The organism is Brevibacillus sp. AY1, from assembly GCF_029870785.1.
In the GTDB taxonomy this organism is placed as follows: domain Bacteria; phylum Bacillota; class Bacilli; order Brevibacillales; family Brevibacillaceae; genus Brevibacillus; species Brevibacillus invocatus.
The window spans coordinates 59224-72953 of the sequence record NZ_JAFLPN010000022.1; the positions used below are offsets into that span (position 1 = coordinate 59224).

13 protein-coding genes are annotated in these 13730 nt (G+C 51.3%); 7 read left to right on the forward strand and 6 right to left on the reverse strand.

Annotated features, from left to right (window positions below; all coding sequences use genetic code 11):
- Positions 1 to 13: 13 nt before the first annotated feature.
- Together JZI27_RS16920 and JZI27_RS16925 are read right to left on the reverse strand one after the other, a co-directional pair.
- The gene (locus tag JZI27_RS16920; RefSeq protein WP_122910575.1) at positions 14 to 379 is read right to left on the reverse strand and encodes a Na-translocating system protein MpsC family protein; all 366 of its coding nucleotides are present in this window, start codon (positions 377 to 379) and stop codon (positions 14 to 16) included.
- 50 nt (positions 380 to 429) lie between these two features.
- The gene (locus JZI27_RS16925) at positions 430 to 1704 is read right to left on the reverse strand and encodes an L-lactate MFS transporter (protein ID WP_280208383.1); all 1275 of its coding nucleotides are present in this window, start codon (positions 1702 to 1704) and stop codon (positions 430 to 432) included.
- 404 nt (positions 1705 to 2108) lie between these two features.
- On the opposite strand from JZI27_RS16925, the gene fdhD reads away from it, so the two are divergent.
- Positions 2109 to 2909 carry a formate dehydrogenase accessory sulfurtransferase FdhD gene (fdhD, locus tag JZI27_RS16930; protein ID WP_280208384.1) on the forward strand — a complete coding sequence of 267 codons (801 nt, stop codon included), beginning with the start codon at positions 2109 to 2111 and terminating at the stop codon, positions 2907 to 2909.
- A gap of 23 nt (positions 2910 to 2932) precedes the next feature.
- Here fdhD and mobA read toward each other — a convergent pair whose 3' ends face one another.
- Positions 2933 to 3556: a molybdenum cofactor guanylyltransferase gene (mobA, locus tag JZI27_RS16935; RefSeq protein ID WP_122910572.1), complete on the reverse strand. Its 624-nt coding sequence runs from the start codon at positions 3554 to 3556 to the stop codon at positions 2933 to 2935.
- 196 nt (positions 3557 to 3752) lie between these two features.
- Between mobA and JZI27_RS16940 the strand changes: the two genes are divergently transcribed.
- The 5 genes from JZI27_RS16940 (at position 3753) to JZI27_RS16960 (ending at position 9570) form a co-directional block, all read left to right on the forward strand.
- Positions 3753 to 5573 carry a sigma-54-dependent Fis family transcriptional regulator gene (locus tag JZI27_RS16940; RefSeq protein ID WP_280208385.1) on the forward strand — a complete coding sequence of 607 codons (1821 nt, stop codon included), beginning with the start codon at positions 3753 to 3755 and terminating at the stop codon, positions 5571 to 5573.
- 126 nt (positions 5574 to 5699) lie between these two features.
- Positions 5700 to 6776: an ABC transporter ATP-binding protein gene (locus JZI27_RS16945; RefSeq protein WP_280208386.1), complete on the forward strand. Its 1077-nt coding sequence runs from the start codon at positions 5700 to 5702 to the stop codon at positions 6774 to 6776.
- Entirely contained in the window at positions 6773 to 7687 is a 915-nt protein-coding gene (gene potB / locus JZI27_RS16950; RefSeq protein ID WP_280208387.1) for a spermidine/putrescine ABC transporter permease PotB, read from the forward strand. Before JZI27_RS16945 ends, potB begins: the two co-directional genes overlap by 4 nt.
- On the forward strand, positions 7688 to 8467 hold the full coding sequence (locus JZI27_RS16955) for an ABC transporter permease (protein ID WP_122910568.1): 780 nt from the start codon (positions 7688 to 7690) through the stop codon (positions 8465 to 8467). It abuts the gene before it with no gap.
- Between the two features lie 23 nt (positions 8468 to 8490).
- Entirely contained in the window at positions 8491 to 9570 is a 1080-nt protein-coding gene (locus JZI27_RS16960) for a polyamine ABC transporter substrate-binding protein (protein WP_251244782.1), read from the forward strand.
- Positions 9571 to 9645: 75 nt separating this feature from the next.
- On the opposite strand, the gene JZI27_RS16965 is transcribed toward JZI27_RS16960, so the two are convergent.
- From JZI27_RS16965 to JZI27_RS16975, 3 genes are read right to left on the reverse strand one after another with little or no spacing between them, the layout of a single operon-like run.
- On the reverse strand, positions 9646 to 9843 hold the full coding sequence (locus tag JZI27_RS16965; RefSeq protein WP_251244783.1) for a hypothetical protein: 198 nt from the start codon (positions 9841 to 9843) through the stop codon (positions 9646 to 9648).
- A 4-nt stretch (positions 9844 to 9847) separates the two neighbouring features.
- Positions 9848 to 11326 carry an aldehyde dehydrogenase family protein gene (locus JZI27_RS16970; protein WP_280208388.1) on the reverse strand — a complete coding sequence of 493 codons (1479 nt, stop codon included), beginning with the start codon at positions 11324 to 11326 and terminating at the stop codon, positions 9848 to 9850.
- Positions 11327 to 11357: 31 nt separating this feature from the next.
- On the reverse strand, positions 11358 to 12725 hold the full coding sequence (locus JZI27_RS16975) for a putrescine aminotransferase (protein ID WP_251244785.1): 1368 nt from the start codon (positions 12723 to 12725) through the stop codon (positions 11358 to 11360).
- A 314-nt stretch (positions 12726 to 13039) separates the two neighbouring features.
- Between JZI27_RS16975 and JZI27_RS16980 the strand changes: the two genes are divergently transcribed.
- A complete protein-coding gene (locus tag JZI27_RS16980; RefSeq protein WP_245997145.1) occupies positions 13040 to 13624 on the forward strand; it encodes a DoxX family membrane protein in 585 nt (194 codons plus the stop codon).
- Positions 13625 to 13730: the final 106 nt, after the last annotated feature.

Here is a 13730-nt window from a genome sequence, read left to right on the forward strand (position 1 = left end):
GCTTCGTCTAGACTCAGGGTTCGTTCTTGAACTTCTTTTCAATGTCCCGATCAAAAACGAAAATGGACATCCCGAAATCACGTTCAATGTCAATATCGAGGAATAATTCGACGAATTTTGCCCCCAGGAACTCCTCCATGTCTAATGGTTGGTTGTTGCGGTACATTTCCTTGACCATCTCGGTCCGTGCCGCACGCAAGGTCTGCTTTCCGTCTTCCCAGGTAGCAATAAACTTTTCCACCGGAGAGAGATTGCCCTCCATTTCGCAAATCGCCCAGTTCTTGCAAAACGTGGTGTTGATCTTGCTAGGTCCCTTTCCCATATGACGCTTTCGGTACGCTCTGACCAGATTGCTAAATTCCGCTTCGTATTTATTCATCGTGGCAAGTCACCTTTACTTCTTCATTCTTATTATGACTTTACCATTGATCAACTTGCGAGTTCAACTGAGTTTTCTTTCCGTTTGGCTTCTTCTTGCAGTTTTTTAAGGTCAATTCGGATGACCAGAGAGATTACCAGTGCAACGACGAACATCGCTGCGAATACTGTCATCGTTCCGGTATAGCTCTGGGTGGTGTTGCGAACCCACGCTGCAAAAATCGGACCAGCAAGACCAGCTGCAGCCCATGCAGTCAGAATGTATCCATGAATGGCTCCGAGCTGCTTGGTACCGAACAAATCACCAATGTATGCCGGGATTGAAGCAAAGCCTCCACCGTAACAGGTCATGATGATGAACATTGCCACCATGAACAGGATCGGGTTCGTCATATTTGGCAACAGGAAGAACAGAACAGCCTGGATCACGAAAAATGCCGTATACGTATTCGGACGTCCAATGTAATCGGAGAGAGAGGCCCAACCAATGCGTCCTCCACCGTTGAAAAGTCCGTTCAGTCCAACCATCAGCGCTGCTGTTGCGACAGACATGCCAACCATTTCTTGCGCCATCGGAGACGCGACAGAGATTACCGCAATTCCACAAGTCACGTTGATAAAGAGCATCAGCCACAGCAAGTAAAAACGGCGTGTTTTGACCGCTTCATTGGCAGTCAATTGGCACAAGTCCTTCTTGATCTGCTTTTTACCTTCTGCTGCATCTGCAGAGAAGCCGGCTGGTACCCAGCCTTTTGGAGGCGGAGCCAGATATTGAGCAGACGAAATCATGACGACAAAATAGATGATACCCAGGATAAAGAACGTATTGGCAATACCTACGCTATTAATCAAGAAGTTCATGATCGGGCTGGCTACCATCGATGCAAAGCCAAAGCCCATGATTGCAAGACCTGTAGCCAAACCGCGGCGGTCAGGGAACCATTTTACCAGTGTAGATACAGGAGTGATGTAGCCAACCCCGAGACCAATTCCGCCAAGTACACCGTAGAAAACGTACAAAAGCGGCAGACTTCCAAGGTTGATGGCCAAGCCAGAACCTACGATCCCGGCTCCAAAAAAGAGCGAAGCCAGAATACCCGCTTTGCGCGGACCGTGTTTTTCTACGTAGTGGCCTAGAAACGCCGCTGACAATCCTAGAAAGAGAATAGCGATACTGAATGCCAGCTGAATTTCAGCCAAATCCCAGCCAAATTGCTGCTGGATTGGTTTGGTAAATACGCTCCAGGCGTACACCGAACCGATGGAAATGTGAATCCCGACCGCGGCCAACGCAATCAGCCAACGGTTTTTCACCTTTTGCTCCATAAAATTCATCTCCTTGGTATAAGTTCTAAGAGTGCCCTAGAGCATCTCTTGAAAAAAAGAAAAACTGCCGGGTTCATCCATTGGCTGTATGTCAAAAGACATGGATACAGCCAATGGATGAAACACAGCAGTTAATCATCAGCAGGAACGCTACATCAGCATCAACAAGCAAGTGTTTACTATTCATTTCAGATTGGCACAAAAGAACCGGCGACAGGGTCGCTATCCCGCGTCAATTTGTGTCCAATACATGTAATAATCATGAAAGTATTGTGACAACCCAAACCTTAAATAGTATACTACCATGTAAGCGTTCACTCGACAATATATTCTCGAAAAAAATAAGTTGGTATATAATCAAAACCGCTTGCATTCCATTTCACTCTAGCTTCAGGGAGGTAAACATGTCAGACCTGACCAAAACGATCCGCAGACCTGTCCTCAAAATTTCAACTGACCAGCACGGTTGGGAAGAGGACGAAATTGTTACGGAGTACCCTCTCACTATTTTTTTGAACGACGAGGAATTTGCCACGATCGTCTGCACGCCGGCAGATTTGGAAGAAATGGTCATCGGCTTTTTGGCTGCCGAGGGTGCCATTAAGCAGTACGCTGAGATCAAGCAGCTCACGATCGACGAGGGGCAAGGCTTTGCCTACGTGGACCTGCATCAGGAAACCATCCTGTCGCAAAGCTTTTATTCCAAACGCCGCATCACCTCCTGCTGCGGCAAGAGCAGACAGTCCTTCTACTTTTTCAGCGACGCCCGCACAGCCAAGGCTGTAGAGGAAGGCATCACCGTCACACCTGTGCAATGCATGAGCCTGATGAAGGATTTGCAATCCTCCTCCGGGATTCACCGCCAGACAGGAGGCGTACACAACGCAGCACTCTGTACACCGGATGGTGTCGTCCTGCAATATTCAGACATCGGACGCCACAATGCGCTGGATAAAATTTATGGAGAATGTCTGCGAAAAGGCATCTCGACTGAGGACAAAATTCTCGTCTTCAGCGGGCGCATTTCCTCCGAGGTATTGCTGAAAGCGGCCAAGATCGGCGCTTCCATCATCCTTTCGAAGTCAGCCCCTACTGAGCTCGCCCTGCAATTGGCAGAAGAGTTGAACATCACGGCTGTAGGCTTTATTCGCAATGACAAGATGAATGTCTACACGAACGCCCAGCGCATCCTGCTGGACGCCTAGCTCATACGGGCAAACGGGACTGCTTATCGCGGTCCCGCTTTTCTTTTCCTCTCTTCCTCGATGGCCATCTGGTATTCCTCAGGCGTGTTGGCATTGAAGACAGCCCATGGATCAAGCAGGCCAGCAGGCGTTTCATGCACACGCAGCTCAGCCAAGGTACTCATCAGCCGCAGCTGCTTTTGCCGCAGGGCATCCTCCCAGAACAGCTGTGTCCTGCGATGATACAAGGCCACAAGAGGATGAAGCCTTCCTTGCTCCTGCACCGCAATGACATCCCAATCCTGCACACCCTTCGCATAATCGAGCAGTCTATGAATCTGTTCTCGGTCCATAAAGGGAAGATCGCAGGAGAGGACGAGCAGCACCTCTTCCGTCGTTCTTCGAAAAGCAGTGACCAGACCGCTGACGGGGCCAGCTGAAGGAACTGCATCCGGAACAATCGTCACACCACGATAATGCGTGATATCTGCTGGTAGCTGTTCAGGATGATTGGAAACGATGAGGCAAGACAGTTGACACGCTGTCACTTCTCTTGCAAGCTCGGAGATCATGGAGCCTCCCCTCCAAGGCAGCAAATCTTTGGGACGTCCCATTCGGCTGCTCTTCCCACCTGCGAGAATGGCTCCACCAATCAACTCTTCTCTCATTTTTTTCTCCTTTTCACGTATAAAGGCTAATCGAGCATCCCCACTATCTTTCTCCTAACTCTTTCCCTACTTCCATTCACTTGTCAAGTGTGTTATTTTTTAAATATTCTCACAACTGAAAAGTCAGCTGCTGCTTCCCTGCTTTTTCTTGCAAGTATGCCTGTGCCACTTTTTCCATTTGTAGGAGGGTATAGCCTTGAGTTTATTACGCGACTTTCAGGAAATCACGCAACAAGTAGCAGAGGCGATTTCTGCCGCTTTGCAGATTGAGACCGAGATCGTAGACGATCAGATGACGATCATCGCAGGCACAGGATACTACGAAAAACGGATCAACAGCAAAGAAGAAGACGGGCAGATCGAAGCCGGGTACCTGTACGGCAGAGTCATCACGACCAATCAGCCCTATTTTATCGAGGATGCCAGGAACGATCCTCACTATGATCCCTCCGTGCTGCAAGGAATCACCCAAGAGCTGGCTGAGCTGTGCTCCCCGATCCAGTACAAGGGACAGGTGATTGGAGTCATCGGACTCATCGCCTTCAATGAATCCCAGCGACACCGACTGATCCACAACCGATTGGCCTACCTCACTTTCCTCCAGCGCATGACCGAGCTTTTGACGAGCAAAATCGCCGAACAAGAAGCGTGGAATCAATGGAAAAAGACGTTTGTTCAGCTGGAGACGCTCATCGAATCCATCCCCGAAGGCATACTGGCCATTGACGAAAACGGCATCATCACAACCTGCAACATGACAGCAGAACAGCTCATCCAGAAGCAAAAACACGAGCTGATCGGCACCCCCTTGCATGCCATTTGGCAGCATTCCCCTATGCTGCAGGTTCTGTCCAGCGGAATCGGCTACATCGAGCAGGAAGAAATCTATTCACTTGAAAATCACGACATGCATTTCATCGTCACCGCCCGCCCCATCCGGGTCAACAGCCGTGTCGCCGGCGTCGTCGCCTCTTTTCGCAGGATGGTAGACATGCGCCGTCTGGCTTACGTACTGACCAATGAACATAAAAACCTCTATTTTTCGGAAATGCAAGGTAAGAGCCGCGCTCTCTCACTCGTCATCAAGCAAGCCGAACAGGTAGCGAGGGGTACTTCCAACATCTTAATCACGGGTGAAAGTGGCACTGGCAAAGGGATGCTGGCTGCTGCGATCCACTCCTCCAGCTCGCGCCGCACGGGTCCATTCATCATCGTGAACTGCGGTGCAATTCCGGAAGCCTTATTGGAAAGTGAGCTGTTCGGCTACGATGCCGGAGCCTTCACCGGGGCCAAGCGCGAGGGCAAAGCCGGCAAATTCGAGCTGGCTGACGGCGGTACGATTTTCCTCGATGAGATTGGCGACCTGCCCCTCCATCTGCAGGTCAAGCTGCTGCATGTCCTGCAATCCAAGCAGGTAGAGCGTGTCGGCTCCAACAACCTGCGTCCCGTGGACATCCGTGTGATCTCGGCGACCAACAAAAACCTGGAGGAGATGGTGAGTGACAAGGAGTTTCGAGAAGATCTGTACTTCCGTCTCAACGTCATTCCGTTGCATATGCCGCCACTGCGAGAGCGCTCAGATGACATCCCGCTTTTACTGGATTACTTTTTGGCCAAGTACAGACAGCTCTTCAATCATCCCGTCCTCGATTTCACACCAGAGGTCAAAGCTGTGCTGCGCCACTACCACTGGCCAGGCAATGTTCGCGAGCTGGAAAACGCCGTAGAATACGCCGTCAATATGGAAACCTCTCCCTACATCGGTCTGGAAAGCATCCCTGCACGCATCAGACAGCACCAAAGCATCAGTGCGATCGCCACTCCAGGAGAAAGCGAGCTCCCGCTTAAAGAACGAATCCGACGTCACGAACGACAAATCCTCTCCTCCCTGCTGGAACAGCACGGTCAATCTCTGGAAGCCAAAAAGCAGATCGCCGAAAAGCTAGAGATCGGACTCGCTACTCTGTATCGCAAGCTGGAAGGGCATAAACTTCTCAATGATGAGAAAGTTTTCTAGTTTTCAAGAAATGGAGAATGGCTGGATTGACAGGTTTGCGCGCTTTTCCGGTTGGAAAAACCTTTGCTCACGTTGGCATTATTCTTGCTAGTCTTAATTTTCAGACATAGGTAAGGGAGGATTCTCATGAGTGGTCTCATGGTAAAGCTGCAGCACCTGGTGAAGCAATTTGGTACTCAGACCGTAGTCCAAGATCTGTCCCTCGATATTGAGAAAGGGGAATTTCTCACTCTGCTGGGACCCAGCGGGTGTGGGAAAACGACCACCCTGCGGATGATCGCCGGTTTTGAGCACCCCACCTCTGGCGAAATCATGCTGGACGGTCAGTACGTTCATAACCTTGCCGCCTATCAGCGTGACGTCAATACGGTCTTTCAAAGCTATGCCCTTTTTCCTCATCTCAATGCTTATGACAACGTCGCATTTGGACTGCGTGTGAAGAAAGTTCCAAAACAAGAAATCGAGAGGCGCGTAAAGGATGCCTTGAAGCTGGTCCAGCTCGAAGACTACGCCCGGCGCAAGCCCGATCAGCTCAGCGGCGGGCAGCGTCAGCGCATCGCTATCGCACGTGCCCTCGTCAATAATCCGAAGGTTCTCTTGCTCGATGAACCGCTCGGCGCTCTCGACCAAAAGCTGCGCAAACAAATGCAGGTAGAGCTGAAGCATCTGCAGAAGCAGCTCGGCATCACCTTTGTCTTCGTTACCCATGACCAGGAGGAAGCGTTGACGATGTCGGACCGGATCGGCGTCATGAACCAGGGCTTTTTAGAACAGGTGGGGACCCCTGCTGAAATCTACGAGCGCCCTTCTACGCGCTTTGTAGCAGAGTTTATCGGCGAGACCAACCTGCTGAACGGAAAAGTTCGGTCTCGTGACCATCAGCATATGCTGATCGAATGCGAAGGGATGCAGGTAAAGGCACCATCAGCAGCCGTCACGGAAGATGAATCGGTCACGGTCGCCATCCGACCGGAAAAATCGGTGCTTTCTCTGGAACCTGCCCACGATGCAGAGGTCGTCTCGCTCAGCGGCAGATTGACAGAGCGGATCTACTGTGGAGGTTCTACCCGCACTGTCGTCACCCTACGTAACGGTCAACAGTTCATCGCGCTGGAAAAGACGGACCAGCTCCTGCCGGCAGCCGTAGGAGATGAATTGTTTGTTCACTGGCAGCCCAGCCACGGGGTGGTGGTCACGCGATGAACCCTCCGGTTATCGAAAGTGCTCCATCACCCGAGTCCCCGGCTAAACCAAAGCTTAAACGCCATATCGACTACGGTAGAGCCTGGACGATTGGGCCTGTATTTCTCTGGATGGTTCTGCTGTTCCTATTGCCGATGGTCCTTGTTTTTGCCGTCAGTTTTTTTACACGGAGCTCTTTTGGGGGTATCGAATTCCCTCTGACGCTGGAAAATTATACGCGCTTCTTTGACCCCCTCTACTTCAAGATCATCTGGATATCGTGTGTTCTTGCCTTTTTTACGACGATTTGCTGTCTCGTGCTGGGATATCCCTTCGCCTACATCATCGCTCGCTCTCCCATGCAATACCGCAACATCCTGATGCTCCTCATCATCGTACCCTTTTGGACCAACTCTCTGATTCGAACGTATGCCTGGATCGTGCTTTTACGGACAGAAGGCGTCATCAATACCTTTCTCTTGCAGCTCGGACTGATTGAGCAACCGCTCTCTCTGTTGTACAACGAAACTGCCGTCCTGATCGGCCTTGTCTATACCATGCTCCCGTTCATGGTGCTGCCTCTGTACGCTTCCATCGAAAAGCTGGATCGATCACTCCTGGAAGCATCCAAGGATTTGGGAGCCAAGCCCTGGCAAACCTTTGGGCGTGTAACACTGCCGCTCACGACCCCAGGTATATTGGCTGGTTCCCTGCTGGTCTTCATCCCGTCACTCGGCCTGTTTTTCATCCCGGATCTGATGGGCGGAAGCAAGACCATTCTGATCGGCAACCACATCAAAAACCAGTTCCTGACTGCCCGGGATTGGCCCTTTGGATCAGCCAGCTCGATCATCCTCATGGTCCTGACGCTGGTATTTATCGCGGTGTACATCATGATTACCAAAGACAAACAGGGAAAGGAGCTGGTGTAAATGCGCTTCTCACTGGGAAGCAAGCTTTCCTTTCTCTACGCGTCCCTGATCTATCTGTTCCTGTATATGCCTATCGCCATCCTGATCCTTTACTCCTTTAATCAATCCAAGCTCAATGCGGTCTGGACAGGCTTTACCTTTGACTGGTACCTGAAGCTGATGCAGAACTCCGAGGTTCTTGAGGCGATGAAGACGTCACTGGTCGTGGCACTGATCAGCACCATTGCGGCCACCATGATTGGCACTCTCGCTGCCGTCGGGATGTATCGGTATCAATTTCGCGGTAAGACAGCGCTGGATGCTATGCTCTACCTGCCGATCGTCATTCCGGAGATCGTCATGGGCATCTCTTTACTGGCCCTGTTCTCCCAATTTGAGATTCCGCTTGGCTATTTCACCCTGATCGCCGCCCACATCACCTTTTCCATCCCATTCGTCGTGGTCGTCGTACGCGCTCGCCTGGCTGGATTTGACCGAAGCATCGAGGAAGCCGCGATGGATCTCGGCGCGACTCCTTGGGAGACCTTCGTCAAAGTCACGGTGCCCATCATCGCCCCCGGTATTCTGGCGAGTGCGCTCCTAGCCTTTACCCTATCGATTGATGATGTGATTATCAGCTTTTTCGTCGCTGGTCCATCCAGCTCGACTCTGCCCTTGAAGATCTTCTCGATGGTCAAATTCGGAGTCAGCCCCGAGATTAATGCCTTGTCTACCTTGATGTTAATCGTCACCTTATTTCTGGTCATCATTGCGGAACGCATCCGCATGAGGAAAAATTAGAGAAAGCTTACAGGGGGGCCAAAATGGTAAAGAGTTGGAAAAAAACCATCGCGTATTCTGTAGTAGCCGTAGCGTTGGCTGTGACTGCTGGCTGTAGCTCATCCTCCACTTCAGGTGGTACAACAGCAGACGGGCTGGACAAGGAACTGAACGTATTCAACTGGTCTGAATACCTACCCGAAGCCGTGATTAAAAAATTTGAAGAAAAGCATGGGGTCAAGGTCAACTACAGCACCTTCTCCTCCAATGAGGAGATGCTGGCCAAGGTTTCTGTCGGCAAAGGCATTTACGATCTGACAGTTGCCAGCGATTACTACATTCAACCGATGGCCAAGGAAGGGATGATTCAACCCCTTGATCTGAACAACATTCCCAACTACAAAAACCTGGCCGCTGAGTACATTAACAAGGACCACGATCCTGGCAATCAGTACAGCATTCCTTACATGGGAAATACGGTATCGCTCGGATACAATCCGGACAATATCAAAACAGAAATCACAAGCCTAGCTGACTTGTGGAAACCGGAGCTGCAAAGACAGATCGTGATGGTAGACGACCAGCGCTTTATTCTCGGCATGGTACTGAAGACACTTGGTTATTCAGGCAATGAAACCGATCCTGCCAAGCTGGAGGAAGCCAAGCAAAAAATGCTCGCGTTGATGCCCAATATCAAGGCTTTTGACAGCGACAGCCCCAAGACCTTGATGGTCAATGGTGAAGTGAACGTCGCCTTCGTGTGGGGCGCGGAGATCGCCTTGGCCCAGCGTGAAAAACCGCAATTCAAAACCGTGCTGCCCAAGGAAGGCCTGATGATTTCCTTCGACAACTTCGTCATCCCTGCCGGCGCCAAACACAAAAAAACAGCGGAGGCCTTCATCAACTTCCTGCTGGAACCGGAAATCAGTGCCGAAATCTCGCAGTCCTTCCCATACATCAACCCGAACAAGGCCGCTCACCCGATGATTGACAAGGAAATCATGAGCAACATTGCCATCTACCTACCTGAAGAAGAAATGAAAAAGGTAGAGACGGTAATGGATATCGGTGACGCAATCAAGCTGTACGACCGCGTCTGGTCTGAAGTAAAGAGTTCTCAATAATGAAAAGCAGAAGCCAGGGCATCCCCGGGCTTCTGCTTTTCTTTGCTTACAATTCTAAGTCAATGTCATCGACATTTACGCCGCCCTGGTCGGCATTTTGCGCTCCACGGTCTGCCATTTTACCGCCTTGATAGGCATTCTGACCGCCTCTGTCTGCTGCTTGACCTCCTTGGTCCGCATTTTGGCCGCCCGTACTAGCCGCTTGTCCTCCTTCATCAGCAGCGTTACCTGATGGATTTGCATAAATGTAGATATAAAATGTGATTCCGTCATTCTCTTAATTGCGAAACCAACCACTCGGCTGTACCTGCAGATTCACATTGATCTGCTTGACCTCTGTGTACGCCTCATAGCCGAAGGTCCCTAGCTCGCGTCCGATGCCGCTCATCTTGTACCCGCCCCAAGGCGCTTCGTTGAAAGTAGGATGATACGTGTTGATCCAGGTAATTCCTGCCCGCAGCTTTCGGATGACGCGTTGCGCTTTTGCCCCGTCACTGGTAAAAACCGCTCCAGCCAAACCGTATTTCGTGCTGTTAGCCAGACGGATCGCCTCCTGCTCTGTCGAGAATTTCTGCACGACGAGGACCGGACCAAAGATCTCCTCCTGCACGATTCTCAGATCATTGCGATCGGCCGCGAATATCGTGGGCTCGATGTAGTAGCCATTTTCTCTGCCTTGATCTGTCAGTCGATTTCCTCCGCAGAGAAGCTGCGCTCCTTCGTCACGTCCGAGTTGGATATAGGAAAGCACCCGCTCCATATGCTCTGCTGAGATCAGTGGCCCCATTTCCGTCTCGGGATCGGCCCCGTCGCCTACTACGATTTTTTGTGCACGCTCCACCAAACGAGCGACGAATGGCTCGTAAATGCTTTCCTCCAGAATCAGCCGGGAGCCAGCGGAGCACACCTCCCCTTGATTGGCAAAGATCGCAAACAGCGCATAATCGACGGCGGTCTCAAAATCAGCATCGGCGAAGACGATATTGGGTGACTTGCCTCCCAGCTCCAAGGAGAGCTTTTTCACCGTGTCTGCTGCATTTTTCATGATGGCGATCCCGGTCTCGGTGCCTCCGGTAAAGGCTACCTTGTCTACCAGCTCATTGCGGGAGATCTCATCTCCGACGACGCTTCCCGGTCCCGTGACCAGGTTGACTACTCCAGGTGGAAATCCGGCCTGTTCCAAACATTCAAACAGCATGATGGTCGTTAGTGGCGTCAGATCAGCCGGTTTCAAGACCAGAGTGTTCCCGGCTGCCAGTGCGGGTGCCACTTTTTGCGCGTTCATCACCAACGGGTAGTTCCAGCAGGTGATGGCGCCTACGACACCGATGGGCTCGCGAACGACCATCGCTTGAATCTCATCCGGGACATCATAGGTCTGTCCCTGCGGTTTGGTGCAAAGTCCGGCATAGTAACGAAACTGGTTGACAGCATCCGTCACGTCATAGCGGGATTCACGCAATGGCTTGCCGTTGTTGCGGGTATCTGTCTGGGCAAACTCCTCTGCGCGCGCTTCGATCAGATCCGCTACCTTCCACAGCAGCTCGGCCCGATCCCGTGCTTTGCTCTCCCCCCAACCGCCTTCATCGAACGCATAACGCGCTGCCTCGATGGCTCGCTTCGTGTCTTCACGCGTTCCTTTTGCCGCCAGGGCGATCACCTTACCATTTGCGGGATTGCGTACCTCAAACGTTTCTCCTGAGGAAGAAGCGACCCATTCCCCATTGATAAAAAGTCGGTTTGCCTTGTGTGTCATCAGCCAAGCCTCCTTTCTCGCACGCTCCTGATTAACGGGCTACTTTCATTTCTTTCGCCAGCTGGGCAATCCCTTCCTCGATGCAGGCAAGCACGTAATCCAGTTGCTCGTAGCTGATTACGGCTGGCGGCTCAATCCGGATGACGGTCGCGTTGTTGATCGTACCGCCGACGAGAATTTTCTTGATGAACAGCATTTTGGCCAGCGTATAGCCCAGGCTGTTGTTGGCGAATTCCATGCCGATCAGCAAGCCTTTGCCGCGTACCGCAACCAGTACTTCTGGGTACTGCTGCTTGATTTCATCCAAGCGCTGCATGATGTAATCGCCTTTTTCCTTGGCCACTTGCGGAATGTTGTCTTCGAGAATCGTCTTGATTCCCGCGATCGCTCCCGCGCAGCACAGCGGATTTCCACCAAAGGTGGATGAACCTAACAGGAAGGGGTTCTCTTCCATTTTGCCCCACCATTTTTTCTTTGCGACCATCGCGGCAATCGGCATCACGCCACCGCCGAACGCCTTGCCCAACGTCATGATGTCCGGTACGACATTCCAGTGATCGACACCAAACATGGTGCCTGTGCGTCCCATCCCCGTCTGTACTTCATCGACGATCAAGAGGCATTCGTAACTGTCGCAAATCTCGCGCAGACGAGGCAGGAAATCATCAGGTGGAATGTTGACGCCGCCTTCTCCCTGAATTGGTTCCACGATGACTCCTGCGACGGTCTCTCCAGTCGCGATCAGCATGCGAATCGCCTGATCGACCGCATCGGCATCGCCGTATGGAACGTGCTGGAATCCGGGAACAAGTGGCGAGTATGGCTCGCGGAACGTCGATTTGCCAGACGCGGACAATGAGCCCATCGTTTTGCCGTGGAAGCCTCGCTCCATCGAAATAAAGTATTTCTTCCCTGTCGCCAAACGAGCCAGCTTCAAGGCCATTTCATTTGCTTCCGTACCACAATTGACCAGATAGGTGTGCTGCAGATCCCCTGGTGTAATGGCTGCGACCAGCTTGGATAGGTAGCCGCGCAGAGGATCGACCATCTCCTGACTGTGCAGGGCGTAGCGCTTGAGCTGTGCTTCAACCGCCTTAACTACATTGGGGTGACGATGGCCCAACAGATAGACGCCATAACCGCCAAGGCAATCGACGTACTCGTCGCCCATCGTGTCGCGAAATACGGCTCCTTCATCCTCCCACTCTACGACGGAGAAGTCGGTAGAGACGGATTTGCGGTGTGTCAGGATCGCCTTGGTTACGTGATTGGTGAAGTTCTCCACGGAATCTGAAACGATTTTTTTCTTCTGTTCAATCGTAAGCGTCTCGCTCTCAATCAACTCCAGCATCTCTGTTGCCATAGCCAGCGACTCTTCACGGGATTTATGATGCATCATATCCACCTTCCTTGGTCTCTATTTTCATTCTTTTATCAAAGCAAGAACGATGCCATCCGCAATGGACCCAGAGAAGTGCGGAAAAAGCATAGAAACGCGAGAAAAATGGACTTCAAATGAGAATCTTTTCTCAAAATTGAGAACGAGACAAGCATCAAGAGAAATACCGTAAACACGTTACTAATAGTGTCAATGAACGACTCGTGAACTTCTGCCATAAACTACACCGATATGCCGACCTTTATGATACGATTAACTGGAATTAATATCCTCATCAGGATAATGATTCAATCCATATTAAGGAGGAATGGGGTATGCAGAAAATGCGTCAATCATCGAAAAGTGAAATCATTATTCCTGAAAATCCTGTTTCACATTTCCTGTTTACCAGCACCAAATCGGCTTGGCTTTGGCTGCTCATCAGGCTGTATGTCGGATATGCCTGGCTCACAGCCGGGTGGAAAAAAGTCCAATCCGATGCCTGGACGGGTGATAAGGCAGGTGAAGCTGTCCAAGGATTCGTGCAAGGATCGCTGGCTAAAGCAGCAGAAGGCAAGGATGTATCCTCCTGGTATGCCTGGTTTTTGGAAAATGCCGTATTGCCCAACGCCAAGCTGTTCGGATTCATGGTGGCCTACGGAGAAGTGCTTGTCGGCCTGGGCTTGATTCTCGGCCTACTGACAGGAATCGCAGCTTTTTTCGGCGGCTTGATGAACGTCAGCTTTCTTTTCGCAGGGACGGTCAGCACCAATCCGCTGCTCTTTGTCTTTGCCACCTGGCTCGTCATGGCTTGGAAGGTAGCCGGTTGGTACGGCTTGGACCGCTGGGCGCTCTCCTATCTCGGAACGCCATGGACGAGAGCTTCATCCAAAAATCACAGCATGCCTGTCCAGCGATGAGTCCAATATCCTTTGGGCGAGCATACCTCCCCTAGTATTAGAAAACTTGGCTACGCCAAGCTTTTGGCGGAGCCTTAGTTGCACTTATACTATCTTCCGCTAATCT

What these genes read in the sequence shown, in the direction of transcription:
- JZI27_RS16920 (WP_122910575.1), bottom strand. Translation starts at nt 379, where the DNA reads ATGAATAAATACGAAGCGGAATTTAGCAATCTGGTCAGAGCGTACCGA.
- JZI27_RS16925 (WP_280208383.1), bottom strand. Translation starts at nt 1,704, where the DNA reads ATGGAGCAAAAGGTGAAAAACCGTTGGCTGATTGCGTTGGCCGCGGTC.
- fdhD (WP_280208384.1), top strand. Translation starts at nt 2,109, where the DNA reads ATGTCAGACCTGACCAAAACGATCCGCAGACCTGTCCTCAAAATTTCA.
- mobA (WP_122910572.1), bottom strand. Translation starts at nt 3,556, where the DNA reads ATGAGAGAAGAGTTGATTGGTGGAGCCATTCTCGCAGGTGGGAAGAGC.
- JZI27_RS16945 (WP_280208386.1), top strand. Translation starts at nt 5,700, where the DNA reads ATGAGTGGTCTCATGGTAAAGCTGCAGCACCTGGTGAAGCAATTTGGT.
- potB (WP_280208387.1), top strand. Translation starts at nt 6,773, where the DNA reads ATGAACCCTCCGGTTATCGAAAGTGCTCCATCACCCGAGTCCCCGGCT.
- JZI27_RS16955 (WP_122910568.1), top strand. Translation starts at nt 7,688, where the DNA reads ATGCGCTTCTCACTGGGAAGCAAGCTTTCCTTTCTCTACGCGTCCCTG.
- JZI27_RS16960 (WP_251244782.1), top strand. Translation starts at nt 8,491, where the DNA reads ATGGTAAAGAGTTGGAAAAAAACCATCGCGTATTCTGTAGTAGCCGTA.
- JZI27_RS16965 (WP_251244783.1), bottom strand. Translation starts at nt 9,843, where the DNA reads ATGACGGAATCACATTTTATATCTACATTTATGCAAATCCATCAGGTA.
- JZI27_RS16970 (WP_280208388.1), bottom strand. Translation starts at nt 11,326, where the DNA reads ATGACACACAAGGCAAACCGACTTTTTATCAATGGGGAATGGGTCGCT.
- JZI27_RS16975 (WP_251244785.1), bottom strand. Translation starts at nt 12,725, where the DNA reads ATGATGCATCATAAATCCCGTGAAGAGTCGCTGGCTATGGCAACAGAG.
- JZI27_RS16980 (WP_245997145.1), top strand. Translation starts at nt 13,040, where the DNA reads ATGCAGAAAATGCGTCAATCATCGAAAAGTGAAATCATTATTCCTGAA.